The sequence below is a fragment of the Aquirufa antheringensis genome, from assembly GCF_023921165.1.
In the GTDB taxonomy this organism is placed as follows: Bacteria; Bacteroidota; Bacteroidia; order Cytophagales; family Spirosomataceae; genus Aquirufa; species Aquirufa antheringensis.
In genome coordinates, this window is record NZ_CP049835.1 from 1745551 (window position 1) to 1759328 (window position 13778).

General features: G+C 43.8%; 12 protein-coding genes. 5 read left to right on the forward strand and 7 right to left on the reverse strand.

Annotation, left to right across the window (positions count from 1 at the left end):
• The first annotated feature begins 1 nt into the window (after position 1).
• Complete coding sequence (locus G9X63_RS07945; RefSeq protein WP_130923635.1) at positions 2-1786, forward strand: family 43 glycosylhydrolase; 1785 nt, start codon at positions 2-4, stop codon at positions 1784-1786.
• Here G9X63_RS07945 and G9X63_RS07950 read toward each other — a convergent pair.
• Together G9X63_RS07950 and dusB are read right to left on the reverse strand one after the other, a co-directional pair.
• Positions 1775-2650, reverse strand: a complete 876-nt coding sequence (locus G9X63_RS07950) for a DMT family transporter (protein WP_252622337.1) — start codon at positions 2648-2650, stop codon at positions 1775-1777. The genes G9X63_RS07945 and G9X63_RS07950 overlap by 12 nt on opposite strands.
• Entirely contained in the window at positions 2650-3645 is a 996-nt protein-coding gene (dusB, locus tag G9X63_RS07955; RefSeq protein ID WP_130923633.1) for a tRNA dihydrouridine synthase DusB, read from the reverse strand. The genes G9X63_RS07950 and dusB overlap by 1 nt, the downstream gene beginning before the upstream one ends.
• A gap of 33 nt (positions 3646-3678) precedes the next feature.
• Between dusB and G9X63_RS07960 the strand changes: the two genes are divergently transcribed.
• From G9X63_RS07960 to G9X63_RS07970, 3 genes are read left to right on the forward strand one after another with little or no spacing between them, the layout of a single operon-like run.
• Entirely contained in the window at positions 3679-4629 is a 951-nt protein-coding gene (locus tag G9X63_RS07960) for a CPBP family intramembrane glutamic endopeptidase (RefSeq protein ID WP_130923632.1), read from the forward strand.
• 5 nt (positions 4630-4634) lie between these two features.
• On the forward strand, positions 4635-5480 hold the full coding sequence (locus G9X63_RS07965; protein WP_236633198.1) for a phosphatidate cytidylyltransferase: 846 nt from the start codon (positions 4635-4637) through the stop codon (positions 5478-5480).
• A 46-nt stretch (positions 5481-5526) separates the two neighbouring features.
• Positions 5527-6249 (forward strand): peptidase associated/transthyretin-like domain-containing protein, encoded by a 723-nt coding sequence (locus G9X63_RS07970; RefSeq protein ID WP_252622339.1) that lies wholly within the window; start codon positions 5527-5529, stop codon positions 6247-6249.
• Here the strand turns inward: G9X63_RS07970 and pgeF are convergent.
• From pgeF to G9X63_RS07985, 3 genes are read right to left on the reverse strand one after another with little or no spacing between them, the layout of a single operon-like run.
• Positions 6226-6969 carry a peptidoglycan editing factor PgeF gene (gene pgeF / locus G9X63_RS07975; RefSeq protein ID WP_252622341.1) on the reverse strand — a complete coding sequence of 248 codons (744 nt, stop codon included), beginning with the start codon at positions 6967-6969 and terminating at the stop codon, positions 6226-6228. The genes G9X63_RS07970 and pgeF overlap by 24 nt on opposite strands.
• The gene (locus G9X63_RS07980) at positions 6959-7582 is read right to left on the reverse strand and encodes a gluconate 2-dehydrogenase subunit 3 family protein (RefSeq protein ID WP_252622343.1); all 624 of its coding nucleotides are present in this window, start codon (positions 7580-7582) and stop codon (positions 6959-6961) included. The genes pgeF and G9X63_RS07980 overlap by 11 nt, the downstream gene beginning before the upstream one ends.
• 1 nt (position 7583) lies before the next feature.
• Positions 7584-9341 (reverse strand): GMC family oxidoreductase, encoded by a 1758-nt coding sequence (locus G9X63_RS07985; RefSeq protein ID WP_252622345.1) that lies wholly within the window; start codon positions 9339-9341, stop codon positions 7584-7586.
• A gap of 58 nt (positions 9342-9399) precedes the next feature.
• Between G9X63_RS07985 and mutS the strand changes: the two genes are divergently transcribed.
• Positions 9400-12045, forward strand: a complete 2646-nt coding sequence (mutS, locus tag G9X63_RS07990) for a DNA mismatch repair protein MutS (protein ID WP_252624870.1) — start codon at positions 9400-9402, stop codon at positions 12043-12045.
• Positions 12046-12251: 206 nt separating this feature from the next.
• On the opposite strand, the gene G9X63_RS07995 is transcribed toward mutS, so the two are convergent.
• Positions 12252-13133: an NAD kinase gene (locus G9X63_RS07995; RefSeq protein WP_130923628.1), complete on the reverse strand. Its 882-nt coding sequence runs from the start codon at positions 13131-13133 to the stop codon at positions 12252-12254.
• Positions 13133-13771 (reverse strand): CBS domain-containing protein, encoded by a 639-nt coding sequence (locus G9X63_RS08000; RefSeq protein ID WP_161566436.1) that lies wholly within the window; start codon positions 13769-13771, stop codon positions 13133-13135. Before G9X63_RS08000 ends, G9X63_RS07995 begins: the two co-directional genes overlap by 1 nt.
• Positions 13772-13778 lie beyond the last annotated feature (7 nt).

The window sequence follows — 13778 nt, forward strand, 5'->3', positions numbered from 1 at the left end:
TATGAAAATTGTTCCAGCATTGCTGCTTTTTATTTTGTCTTTTACTTTTTCAGCTAGCGCGCAAACCGTTTCGTCGCCTTCTACTTATTGTAACCCGATGAACTTGGATTATGGTTTTACACCTATCCCTAATTTCTCAGAACAGGGGCGTCACCGAGCCACAGCTGATCCCGTGATTTCGTATTTTAAAGGGAAATACTACTTGTTTTCCACGAACCAATGGGGCTATTGGTGGAGCAAGGATATGCTACAATGGAACTTTGTGTCGCGCCGCTTCTTGCAACCTTACCATAAAGTCTATGATGAATTGTGTGCACCAGCGACGCTTACGCTAGGGGACAGTTTATTAGTGATCGGATCCACGTATGCAAAGGATTTTACGCTTTGGTATTCCCAAAAACCGGAAACGGATACCTGGAAAGAAGCTGTGCACGCTTTTACGGCAGGTGCCTGGGATCCCGCTTTTTTTTTAGATGACGACAATCGACTGTATTTATACCACGGTTCAAGTAATTTTTATCCGATGTATGGACAGGAGTTGGATCGGAAGACTTTGCAGCCCATCGGGGAACGCAAGGACTTGATTAAATTAAATGATGAGTTGCATGGCTGGGAGCGTTTTGGCGAATACCAGGACAATACCTTCTTGAAGCCCTTTATGGAGGGAGCCTGGATGAATAAATACAAGGGGAAATATTATTTACAATATGGGGCGCCGGGGACTGAATTTTCGGCCTACGGTGATGGGGTGTATACGGCAGATCATCCGATGGGGCCGTTTACCTACCAAGCACACAACCCATTTTCGTTCAAACCGGGTGGATTTACACGAGGTGCGGGGCACGGTGCGACTTTTGAGGGCCAATATGGCAATTGGTGGCACGTTTCCACAATTACCATTGCGGTGAAGAATAGTTTTGAACGTCGGTTAGGACTTTGGCCTACGTATTTTGATCAAGACGGAATTATGTACACGAATACGGCCTATGGGGATTATCCCTACTATATGCCTACCAAAAAAGTGGATACTCCGTCGGATTTATTCACGGGCTGGATGCTGTTGAATTACAATAAACCGGTGCGCGTATCATCGAGTTTGCCGGGGTATTCCGCAAATTTTGCGGTAGATGAGCAAATGAAAACTTATTGGTCTGCGGCCTCTTCAAAGAAAGGGGAGTGGATTGAGACGGATTTAGGAGAGGTTTCTACGTTGAAAGCCTTGCAATTGAATTATGCGGATCAAGATGTTGATTCGAGTTTCTTAGGGAAAATGAATGGTATTTACCATCAATACCAAGTATTAGGTAGCAAAGATGGCCAGAAATGGGAGTTGATTATCGATAAGTCTACGAATAAAACAGACATTCCGCATGATTATGTTGAGCTTCAGCAGCCTGTGGAAGTGAGGTATTTAAAGTTAGTAAATCACCACATGGCGGCGGGTAAATTCGCGATTTCGGGGATTCGGGCCTTTGGTTTTGGACATGGCCAAAAGCCGGGTGTCATTAAGGATCTATTGGTCTTGCGGGGCGAACATGATTCGCGCAGCGCCTGGTTAAAATGGGGTCACAAGCCGAATGCGACGGGTTATGTCATCTACTCTGGAATTGCACCGGACAAAATGTACACGTCAGTGCAGGTTTTTGGGGCGAATGAATATTATTTCAAATCCATGGACCGCGGCAAGACCTATTATTTCCAAATTGAAGCTTTCAACGAGAATGGAATTGGAGAACGTGGGCCCATTATTGAATCAAAAATAATCGAATTAAAATCAAGCCTTTGATCGGTTGATTTCGTAAACCCCGATTAATAGCACAATCATCGCAACCACTTGCGAAATGTATACTTGTTCGCCATCGAAAACGCCCCAACCTACGGCCACTATTGGAATGATGTAGGTAACGGAACTGGCCACAATCGCGTTCGTCCATTTGATCAATTGATTAAATAACACCATCGCGATGGCTGAGCCGAAAACGCCTAAAGAACAAGCGGCTAAAAACGGCCACCATTCGATGGCTTGAGAGAAGAATCCCGTGGAGGCTAATAGGATCAATGAAAGCGGTCCAATCGCCATAAAGATGCCCGCCGTAGACGTAAAGGGATTTAATCCAGATAATTTGGTCTTCACGATATGTAGGTTAAAACCATACAAGAAGGTAGCTAACACCACCCAAAGTGCGTGGTAATTAAAATCAATGTTGAATCCTTCACCACCTACGATCAAGCCGAAACAGCCTGCGATTCCTAGTACGATACCTAGCATTTGGCGCCATTGAAAACCCTGCTTGAACAAAAGAATACCTACAATTAACGTAAACAAAGGAGTGAAGGCATTTAGCATCCCTGATAAGGCAGAAGTCAAGTGCTTTCCGGCAATAGAAAATAGGATCGCTGGGATTAAATTTCCCGTTAAACCGGCCAATAAAAAACTCTTCCAATGTTCCTTTTTTATCTCGTGTCTTTGTCTTAAAAACACAGGAATAAAGAAAATAAAGGCTGCAAATATGCGCAAAGCACCCACTTGCGGTGAGCTGTAATAGACTAAACTTTTCTTCACCAAGATGAAAGAGCTTCCCCAGATTAAGGATAGGGCCGTAAAGGCTAAGATGACGAGTAATACAGGGGATTTTGGCTTGTTTTCCATTAGGCGTGTAAGGGTTCTCCAGCGTAATGCGCTGCGATTTCGTTTAGAATCCCTTTGATTTCTTCGAATTCATAGGTAGTGACTAAACGAGTTCTGAAAGGTTTGAAATGGTCCATTCCGCGGAAATAATTCGCGTAATGGCGGCGCATTTCGACGATTCCCCCGTGATTTCCTTTCCAGCGGATCGAGAAGTCGAGGTGATCGAGGCAAACTTGTAAACGTTGTTGAAGGGTAGGAGGGGCCAAATGTTCTCCCGTGGCTAAATAATGTTTGATCTCATTGAAAATCCAAGGGTATCCGATGGACGCCCGTCCGATCATAATGCCATCCACTTCGTAGCGATCACGGTATTCTTTGGCTTTTTCAGGCGAATCAATGTCGCCGTTTCCGAAAATAGGAATTTTGATCCGTGGGTTATTCTTCACTTTTGAGATCAATTCCCAGTCGGCAGCACCTTTGTACATCTGTACGCGCGTTCTGCCGTGAATGGTTAACGCTTGAATCCCGATGTCCTGAAGTCTTTCGGCCACATCCTCAATATTTTTTGTAGAATCGTCCCAGCCTAATCGTGTTTTAACGGTCACTGGTAAGTGGGTGGCATCGACAACAGCTTTGGTCATCGCCACCATTTTAGGGATATCTTGTAATAAAGCGGCTCCAGCACCTCTGCAGGCCACCTGTTTCACGGGGCAGCCGTAATTAATGTCAATTAAATCTGGACCAGCTTTCGTGGCGATTTCTGCGCAAGAGGCCATCGTTTCGATGGAACTACCAAAAAGTTGAATCCCAATCGGGCGTTCGTATTCGAAAATATCGAGTTTTTGAACACTTTTTGCAGCGTCCCGAATCAGTCCTTCGGAGGAAATAAATTCCGTATACATCAAATCAGCGCCGTTTGCTTTACATACCGCGCGGAACGGCGGATCTGATACGTCCTCCATGGGCGCTAAAAGCAATGGGAATGAGCCTAGCTCGATGTTACCTATCTTTACCATTCTGATTAAAAATTCCGTAAATTTACGAGCATTATGGTAGATAACAATTTTCAAGGCCCCGAACGTTACATCGGTTTGCTGTCTAAAATCTTAATATTATTCGGATTTTTCCTTTTGGGTGGTTTTATCGGTCAATTTATCGGTTTATTATCCGTCGTTTTAATTGTGGGTTTCCCTACACAGGACGTCAATCAATTTCAAAAATCTGTGCTAGATTTTATGGCTCATCCCCAAAACTACGAGGGAGCCTTCCGCGCCATGATGGCCTTGCAGTGGTTTTCTGCCCTCTTTACTTTCGTAGCAAGTTCTTGGGCCTATTTACGCTGGTCTGAAAAGCGTGATTTAAATTCTTTATCGAGCAATCCTAGCCCCGATTACCGCGTCTTTTTGTGGTCCATCATCACGATATTAGTGGGAATGCCATTTTTAGAGTACATCATTCAATGGAATGAATCGTTAGTGTTGCCAGCGGGCTTTGAAGAGACGGAGAAATGGATGCGTGCCTCAGAAACACAATTAGCCGAATTGACGAAATTTTTAATTAATTTTCATAGTCCGATGGACTTTGCGATTGGTCTAGCAGTCATTGCTGGTTTAGCGGCTTTAGGAGAAGAATTGTTCTTTAGAGGCGTTTTGCAGTCGCTTTTTGAACGTTATACGGGAAATCATCACGTGGCGATTTGGGTGTCCGCTGGCATTTTTAGCTTTATTCACTTTCAGTTTTTTGGCTTCTTTCCGCGCTTATTTTTAGGGGCCTTTTTTGGGTATTTGTATGTGTGGAATCGCAATATCTGGATTCCCATTGTGGCCCATTTGTTCAATAATGGCTGGACACTGACCATGCAGTATATGTATCAGCAGAAACAAATCGCGGTAGATCCGGAGAAATTAGGAGAATTGACGCCTTGGTGGTCAGTGGTGATCTCTTTCGGCTTAGTGGTGTTTTACATACGACGCTTGCATAGCATGCGTTTAGAAAAATAAGATTTATGGGTTTACGTGAGATGTCTAATTTGCAACAACGGGTGATCGCAGCTATCATAGCGGTGCCTTTTTTGCTTTTTTGTGTATTGTTTAGCGACTATACTTTTTTAGGTTTATTCCTGTTAATCGGAGTAGCTGCGCAGCTAGAATTTTACAAATTAGTAGGTAGTATTAGCGATAATTTACCACTTACTTTTTACGGAACTTTTTGCGGTGTAGTGCTCCATCTGTTGACCTTTTTTATTGAGAAAGGAGAGATCGCTTACTCGAATTATTATATTTTATCGCCTCTGTTAGCCTTGATTTTCTTCATTAAGCTTTACAATGCGAAAGACGAAAAGCCCTTTAAAAACATTGCTTATACCTTTTTAGGGATTATTTATGTGGCCTTGCCATTCGCCTTGTTAACCGTTTTGGCTTTTATTAAAAACGAAACCTATGACCCTCAAATCATCTTAGGCTGTCTCTTCCTTTTATGGGCTAGTGATTCTGGGGCCTATTTTGCGGGCACGAAATTTGGCAAGACGAAACTATTCGAACGTGTTTCCCCTAAAAAATCCTGGGAGGGAAGTATAGGTGGATTAATTGCCGCTATGATTGTCGCTTATGTGTTGTCGATGTATTACACGAATTATGCGTCTTGGCAATGGTTTGGTATCGGAATCATCATTGTAGTAGCTGGTACCTACGGAGATTTAGTGGAATCTTTGTTTAAGCGAAGTATCAAGATCAAAGACTCTGCAGATACTATTCCGGGTCATGGTGGCTTTTTAGATCGTTTTGATGGCTTGTTACTTTCGATTCCGTTCATCATTACGTTCTTGAAATTATTTCCAAACGGAAAGCTTTAACAGGCTTTAACAGTTCCGAATTCAATTTTTGCTTAATTTCGGCCTTATGAAAAAACGATTGGCTGTTCGTGTGATAGGTGCACTGGCTTTCTGCTTGGTATCGCTTACTGCTTTTTCCCAAGGGCAGGACAAAACAGTCTTATTTCAAGGTCGTGTGGTTGCTTCGAGTAATGCGGAGTTCCTACCTTTGGCCTATATCTTCAATCCCCAAGCCGGTCGAGGTGCCTTAAGTGATAATTTTGGTCAAGTAGATATGTACGTTTTTCCCGGGGATAGTCTGGTGATTTCCTACATTGGTTACAAGAAAAAATACTATATCGTGCCGCGTGATACGGACTTAGTGCACCAAGTGATCATTCCGATGGAAGAGATGACGACGATGTTGCGGGAGGTCAAAGTTTTCCCTCATTCAAGCGAGGAAGAGTTTAAGCAAGCTTTTTTAGCCATGGAATTACGTGATTCAAAAGAGCGAGAGACGGTTAGAAGAAATTTAGAACAGTCTAAATTGAACGTATTCGCCTTGCAAGCCGGTATGGGAGCCTCTTCGAATTTTAGAAATTTCTCAGATCTGATGATTTCTTCTCAGGCTAACAAGAATTTCTTTAATGATCCGATGTTAGCATTCACGAATCCTTTCGCTTGGATCAATTTCATTAAATCGGTGAAGAATGGAGATTTAAAGAAGAAGGATTACAAAAAAGCCTATGAATTTTTGCCAAAGGAGAATTTGAACCGCCAAATGTTCTTACGAAACCTGAAATCCAATTAGGGCGAGCATTCTGCCCGTCACACCCTTTTCTGTTCGGTGTGAAAAGAAGTCTGCATTATTTGCTACCGTGCAGGAAGGATCTATCTCAATTTGTTGAATACCTATTGCGCGTAATTGTGCTTCATTCGCTGCTTTTAAATCGACGTGCCACTTGGCTCCTTTTCGCGTTTTGAATTCTTCCGAAAATTGCGCTGCCACTTCGTCTCCTACTTCGAAATGAGCGAAACTGATGCAAGGTCCAATGTAGACTAATAGGTCCGCAGGATTAGACCCTCGGTTCTCAATCATGCGTTTGGCAGTTTTCTCAACAATCCTAGCGACTGTTCCTTTCCATCCCGCATGTATGGCCGCACAAACGCGTGTAACCGGATCTGCTACTAAAATAGGGGTGCAATCAGCGATTCCCACGCCCGCAAAAACTCCCGGTTGAACTGAAATCATCGCATCGAATCCGGATAGATATCCAGCTCTACCTGTTACCCAAATTTTATCGCCGTGCACCTGGTAGGAACGAGCTAAATCGGCTGGCGCAATACCTACATCAGCGCAAAGAAGAGAAAGATTCTGTTCAATGACTTCGGGCGCATCATCGGTGTGGACGCCTACGTTTAAAGAGGAATAAGGACCTTCACTCAAGCCGCCGTGGCGAGTGCTAACACCCGCCACGAGGCCTGGAATGGATTGAAAAATGGTGGGTCTAACGAAACGACTAGGCGTCATAACTTAAACCATATTGTTTTAATACTTCGTCTGGAACTCCGTTCCATTGATTCGGTGTATTTCCTTTGTATTCGAGGTCTTCTATGCCGATTTTAGAGGTATAGAATCCGGTTGCCGTTAAATTGCGCATCAAGGTAAAAAATGATTCTCCTTGCGTTAAATGTTTAGGCGTTTTACCAGGATAAGCGATATCATCTACGATGTTAATCCGCTGTTTGGGCGTAATATCGATGAAGTTTTTAGAAAAACGCTTATTCGATTCTACATCTAACCAACGTAATCCACCGCGCATAGGCGTCTTAAATTCCGTTTTGTCTTTGACGATGAACTCAATAAAGGCGGTTACGCCGGATTGAGAGGCACTGCCAGATTTCTTGTCTGCCGGAATGATGATATCAGATAGCACCGTAATCGTCGCTAACTCGTGCGCGTTCAAGAATACTTCTGCTTTTAACGCCGCTTCTTGCTCCGCCTCGTCTTGCGTACGTCCGTTCGGTCTTTTGACCGGAACTTTACCCAAATTTAAATTCTCAATCGCTTTTTCATCCGGATTGAAAACGGCTAAGCCCAGTGAACTTAAGCCCATATTTTTTAAATAGTCTCTTCTTTTCATCTTACAGGTTGCCTTTTTTGCGTTGATCGATAATGTATTCAGATGTACGTAAGGATAATGCCAAAATCGTCCATGTCGCATTTTTGTCTCCTTGAGATACGAATGGAGCCGCATCTGCTACGAACAAGTTCTTCACGTCATGCGCTTGGCAGTTCGAATTAAGAACCGACGTATTCTTGTCGTTACCCATACGTGCCGTTCCTACTTCGTGGATGATTCGTCCTGGATCTGCTAAACCATAATTGTCTTGCGCACCTGGTTTCTTGCCCAAAGCCTCGCCACCCATCGAGTGAATAATCTCTTCAAAGGTGTCTTGCATGTGTTTGGCCTGCTTCACCTCGTAATCGCTCCATTTGTAATTAAAACGAAGCACAGGGATACCAAATTTGTCTACGACGTTCGGATCAATTTCACAATAGTTGTCCTCGCGTGGCACAGGTTCCCCGCGACCCGCAAAACCGACATAAGCACCATAGAATCGGCGGTAATCCTCTTTCAAGGTCGCACCATACCCTCCAGCCGCTTTCTTAATTCCATCGCGGTTGAAATTCTCTCTACCGTTCAGACCTTCGATTCCCCAGCCGAAACCGTAGTTTGGCATTCCCATACCACCACCATATTCGATGTGGTAGCCACGAGGGAAGTCTAATTTTTTGTTATCTAACCACCAAGGCGTATACACGTGCATCCCGCCCACACCATCTTCGTTATAGCGTTTACGGTCAAATAAAGACGGGATAATCGCGGAACGAGAGGCTCCAGTGGAGTCATTGATGTATTTTCCTACGACACCGCTTGAATTAGCGATACCATTCGGGAAGCGCGCGCTTTTTGAATTCAATAATAAACGAGCTGTTTCGCCAGCAGAGGCTGCTAAAACAACGATTTTTCCTTTAACAGAATATTCCATCATCGTGCCAGTGTGCACATAAGAAACACCTGTTGCTAAGCCAGTCACGGGATCAGTCATTACTTCTCGCGCCATGGCGAAAGGAAGTAAAGTCGTATTTCCGGTTTGGACAGCTGGTTTTACTAATACGGATGAGGACGAGAAATCGGCGTAGGCAGAGCAACCACGGTTACATTGTCCGCAATAAAAGCAAGAACCACGCTCGTTGTTAATCGGTTTTGTTAACATCGACATACGCGACGGATAGGTCGGAATGCCTAAGGCTTTGTTCGCCTTTTTGATCATTAATTCGTGTAAACGTGGCTTGGGAGGAGGCAAGAAATAGCCATCTGGATCATTTCTTAGGCCTTCATTTGTTCCAAAAACCCCAATCATTTGGTCTACCTTATCGTAATAAGGCTTCATATCGTCATATCCGATCGGCCAGTCATCGCCTAAGCCATCGATACTTTTTCTTTTAAAATCATCTGGACCAAAACGTAAGGAAATACGTCCCCAGTGGTTCGTACGACCACCCACCATCCGAGAGCGGAACCAATCAAACTTTGTTCCATTTTTACGGGTGTAAGGCTCGCCCTCAATGTCCCAGCCACCGTAAGCCGCATCGAAATCGCCAAAATTACGTAGCGATGAACTCGCTCCACGGCGAAGCGATTCGTAGGGCCATTTCATTTGGGTCATGTCTTTCGGATCGGCAGGGTCAAAAGGCTGTCCAGCCTCCAGAATGCACACTTTTGCTCCGGCTTTTGCCAGCGTGTGCGCGGCCATACCGCCACCCGCACCGGAACCTACGATCACTACATCGAAAACCTCTTGCTGAGATTTAATGTAAATAGAGGAGTTAATCATTTTGTTAATCTGGTTTAGAGAAATCAAAAATAGAAAAATTGGTTTATTTTTGTCATTAATAGAAAAGAAATATTTGGCACGGAAAGCAGACAACGGAGAGGAGCCATTGAAAAAAGGGGAAACCCCACTTTCAAGGCAGTTTAATCAAATCAAGGCGAAATACCCAGGGGCCATTTTATTGTTCCGGGTGGGGGACTTTTATGAGACCTTTGGCCAAGATGCGGTAAAAGCCTCGAAAATTTTAGGGATTGTTTTGACGCGCCGTAATAATGGCAACGCCGACGCCGAATTAGCGGGCTTTCCACACCATTCTTTGGACACCTATTTGCCTAAATTAGTCCGTGCAGGCGAACGCGTAGCCATTTGTGATCAATTAGAAGATCCCGCGACCGTCAAGGGAATTGTGAAGCGGGGGGTAACGGAATTAGTGACGCCGGGCGTTTCGTTTAATGACCAAGTTTTAGATAATAAGCGCAATAATTACGTGGCGGCGATTTCTCTAGAGGAAAAATCGGCCACCTACGGAATTGCCTTACTGGATATCTCGACAGGGGAGTTTATGTGCTCGCAGGGTCCTTTGGCCTATATCCAGAAGTTAGTCCAAAGTTTTCTGCCGGCCGAGATCTTGTATCCGAAGAAACACCGCAACGCCTTCATCGATGCCTTTGGAGAGCAATTTCACAGCTTTACGATGGAAGAGTGGATATTTACCCACGAATTCACGTACCCGCTTTTAACACAACATTTTAAGACCAAAAACCTGAAGGGCTTTGGGATTGAAAATAGTCCTCTAGGTATCATTTCTGCCGGAGTTATCTTACATTATTTAGCCGAAACAGAGCACCGTGCGATCGGTCATATTTCTTCGATTCAACGCATTGAGGAGGATAAATACGTTTGGTTAGATCGTTTTACCATCCGAAATCTAGAATTAATTCATCCGACTCAAGAGGGCGGAGTTCCCTTAATTGCACTCATCGACCAAACCTTGACGGCGATGGGTGGTCGTTTACTGCGTAAATGGCTGGTCTTGCCTTTGAAAGATTTAAAAACGATCGAACAACGTCAAGAAGGCGTGGCGGGTTTACTCGCCTCTTCGAGTTTATTAGATCAAGTTTCTGACTTATTGAAACCTATCGGAGATGTAGAGCGGATGATTTCCAAAGTCGCCGCAGGTCGCATCAATCCCCGCGAATTAAATGCCTTGAAGAAGGCCTTGCAACAGATTCCCGAGATTAAAACCTTGCTATCGGCTTCTACATCACCGAGCCTTTCAGGTCTTGCGAATAGCCTTGATACTTGCGGGGATTTAGTCGAAAAAATTGACACGATTTTGCGCGAAGATCCGCCCGTTTTAATGCACCAAGGAGGCATGATCAAAAGCGGTTATTTAGCGGAATTAGATGAATTGCACGGACTATCTAGCTCCGGCAAGAACTTCTTAGCCGATATCCAAAAGCGCGAAATTGAACGCACCGGAATTACTTCTTTGAAGGTTTCTTATAACAAGGTTTTTGGCTATTATTTAGAAGTCACCAATGCGCACAAAGACCGCGTCCCTCCGGAGTGGATTCGCAAGCAGACTTTAGTCAATGCAGAGCGTTATATCACGGAAGAATTAAAGATTTACGAGGAGAAAATTCTGAGCGCGGAGGATAAAATATCCGTTATAGAATTCCGTCTATTCCAAGAATTGGTTCAAGATACTTTGGGTTATATCACTCAGATTCAGCAAAATGCGCTGGGGATTGCTACGCTTGATGTGTTAGCTTCCTTTGCTACGGTGGCGAAGAAGAACAATTATGTGCGTCCGTCTTTGAACGAAACGGAGATTATCGATATTAAGGGTGGTCGTCACCCGGTGATTGAAAAGCAGTTGCCTGCCGGCGAAAATTATGTTCCTAACGACATCTATTTAGACGATAAAACGCAGCAGATTATGATGATTACCGGTCCCAATATGGCGGGTAAATCGGCTCTATTGCGTCAAACAGCCTTGATCGTCTTGCTTGCTCAAATGGGATCTTATGTTCCGGCTCAATCCGCGACGTTGGGTTTAGTAGACAAGGTTTTCACGCGCGTGGGAGCCTCAGATAACTTATCCAAAGGCGAATCCACCTTCATGGTCGAGATGACGGAAACGGCGGCGATTTTGAATAATTTATCGTCTCGCTCCCTCGTTTTGTTGGACGAAATTGGTCGCGGAACCTCGACGTATGATGGCGTTTCGATGGCTTGGGCGATCGCGGAACACTTGCACAATCATCCTTCTTACAAGGCCAAAACCTTATTTGCTACCCACTACCACGAATTAAACGAATTAACACAAGACTTCCCGCGCATCCAAAACTTCCACGTTTCGGTGAAAGAAGTAGGCAATAAAATCATCTTCTTGCGCAAATTATTGCCAGGCGGAAGTGCCCATAGTTTTGGTATTCACGTTGCCCAATTAGCCGGAATGCCTACTTCCCTTGTTCTACGTGCACATGAAATTCTCCAAAACTTGGAGAAAGATCACGTGTTAGAGGATAACATCGATAAGCTGAAAGAGATGCCGAAGGCTAATTACCAGATGAGTCTTTTTGGCGCGGAAATTCCGGAGGGTCTTCAGAAAATCGAAGATCAATTAAAGGAATTAGATGTGAATTCGTTGTCGCCGATTGAGGCGTTGCTTAAACTTAATGAACTGAAGCGTTTATTGTAAAGCACAAAGCATAAAGCACAAAGAATAAAGTTGGAATCCCCTGCGGGGATGGATTAATGAAATGTTGTTTTTGTTTTCTAATTCTAAAATTGTGCTGCGCAATAATTTTGTGAATTAGAAACCTAAAACAACTCTAAACAGTAGTGAGAGTAATTGGTTTTATTCATTTGAAAAATATCGCGCAGCGCATTTTTAAATGAATAAAATCAATTTCTGACATCTAACCCCCAATTCAACTTACTCCTCAACGTCTGCAAGAAATCATCTCCCGGAATTTTGATCAATTTCGCAGAGAAAGGAGCCTTTTTGACTTCGATTTTGAAGTGGCTGTCGATGACTTTAGAGCGAGAATCCAACGAGATTAAGAAGTTTTTGCTTCGAGAACTTACTTCAAAAGATAAAACAGCTGAACTAGAAACGAGGAGTGGTCGCACGTTTAGATTATGCGGGCTCATAGGTGCAATGATGAATATATCGGAACTTGGGATCACTAAGGGACCGCCCACCGCTAACGAGTAACCGGTGGATCCAGTGGCTGTGGAAACAATTAATCCGTCTGCCCAATAGGAATTCAAGTAATTGCCGTCTACGAAGGCTTTAATAGTAATCATGGAAGACGTATCTGTCTTCATGATGCCCACTTCGTTCAGGCCAAAGCCTTTTCCATCAAAAAAGTCAACATCGGATTCTACAGAGACTAAACTTCTATTTTCGATTCGGTAATTTCCTTGTAAAACGGTGTCTAATGCGGCGCTGATTTCTGGGGGTGACAGGGTGGCTAAAAAGCCCAATCGACCCGTGTTGATCCCTAAAATGGGGATTTCCTTAGCGCCTATTTGAGTCAACGTTTCTAAGAGTGTTCCATCTCCGCCAATACTCCAAGCCATGTCCGCGGATTCTAAACCTTTCTCAGTGGAATAGCTGGGTACTTCTGCCACGGAGAAGCCGTGTTCGAGGAGGTGATTTTTGAAGAAATCGGAGAGGAGGGGCTGGCAGTTTTTAGCACAAATATCCGCCCACATTTTCTCCATTAAGGGCTTGGTTTCAGCCGAAAAGGTTTTTCCGTGAATGGCTAATTGTACACTCATTATAGATCAATAAAACGCATTAAATGATCAAAACGATCTTGGTCAACTTCAAGTTGCTCGCCAAAAACAAAGGCTTTTTCTATGAAAATACCATGTCTTTCTAGATTAGAAATAATCTTGCCAAAAGTCTCTGTTTGTACTTGTAATACTACATTAGGCTCTTGGAAAAAACTGCGGACGACAAATCCTTTTTCCTCCTCAATGATGCGAATGATCGTACTGAGACTGTCTCGAGAAGCTTGGAAAGGGATTCGGATAATCCCGCCGTTTTTGTTTTCTAACCCTGAATTTAGTAGGAGATTTCCGGCCGTATTTTTGGTCAAATAACCTCTAAATAAACCCTCCGAATTAGTAATGGCGATGAGATCAAAACTTGGTTCATCAAACCAAGGCAAACTAGCTAACACATCCTCTTCCTCTTCCATGTGAAAGGGGTGGAAATGAGCTTTCAGATCTGATAGGCTTTGGTCAGGAGATAAGGCCTGTGCAAGTATTTCATCGGAAACGAGTCCTATGAATTGTTTGTTTTCTACCACCGCTAAAGCATTGACTCCCTGTGTGCGCAACGATTTCAGCGCTTTTGCTACTGAATCTGTCAATCGCAACACCGGTAAATCATAATTCAGGTGTGATAGCATTAACATA

Bases quoted from the DNA above. Each gene is read 5' to 3' on its own strand.
- G9X63_RS07945 (WP_130923635.1), top strand. From the start codon at position 2: ATGAAAATTGTTCCAGCATTGCTGCTTTTTATTTTGTCTTTTACTTTT.
- G9X63_RS07950 (WP_252622337.1), bottom strand. From the start codon at position 2,650: ATGGAAAACAAGCCAAAATCCCCTGTATTACTCGTCATCTTAGCCTTT.
- dusB (WP_130923633.1), bottom strand. From the start codon at position 3,645: ATGGTAAAGATAGGTAACATCGAGCTAGGCTCATTCCCATTGCTTTTA.
- G9X63_RS07960 (WP_130923632.1), top strand. From the start codon at position 3,679: ATGGTAGATAACAATTTTCAAGGCCCCGAACGTTACATCGGTTTGCTG.
- G9X63_RS07965 (WP_236633198.1), top strand. From the start codon at position 4,635: ATGGGTTTACGTGAGATGTCTAATTTGCAACAACGGGTGATCGCAGCT.
- G9X63_RS07970 (WP_252622339.1), top strand. From the start codon at position 5,527: ATGAAAAAACGATTGGCTGTTCGTGTGATAGGTGCACTGGCTTTCTGC.
- pgeF (WP_252622341.1), bottom strand. From the start codon at position 6,969: ATGACGCCTAGTCGTTTCGTTAGACCCACCATTTTTCAATCCATTCCA.
- G9X63_RS07980 (WP_252622343.1), bottom strand. From the start codon at position 7,582: ATGAAAAGAAGAGACTATTTAAAAAATATGGGCTTAAGTTCACTGGGC.
- G9X63_RS07985 (WP_252622345.1), bottom strand. From the start codon at position 9,341: ATGATTAACTCCTCTATTTACATTAAATCTCAGCAAGAGGTTTTCGAT.
- G9X63_RS07995 (WP_130923628.1), bottom strand. From the start codon at position 13,133: ATGAGTGTACAATTAGCCATTCACGGAAAAACCTTTTCGGCTGAAACC.
- G9X63_RS08000 (WP_161566436.1), bottom strand. From the start codon at position 13,771: ATGCTATCACACCTGAATTATGATTTACCGGTGTTGCGATTGACAGAT.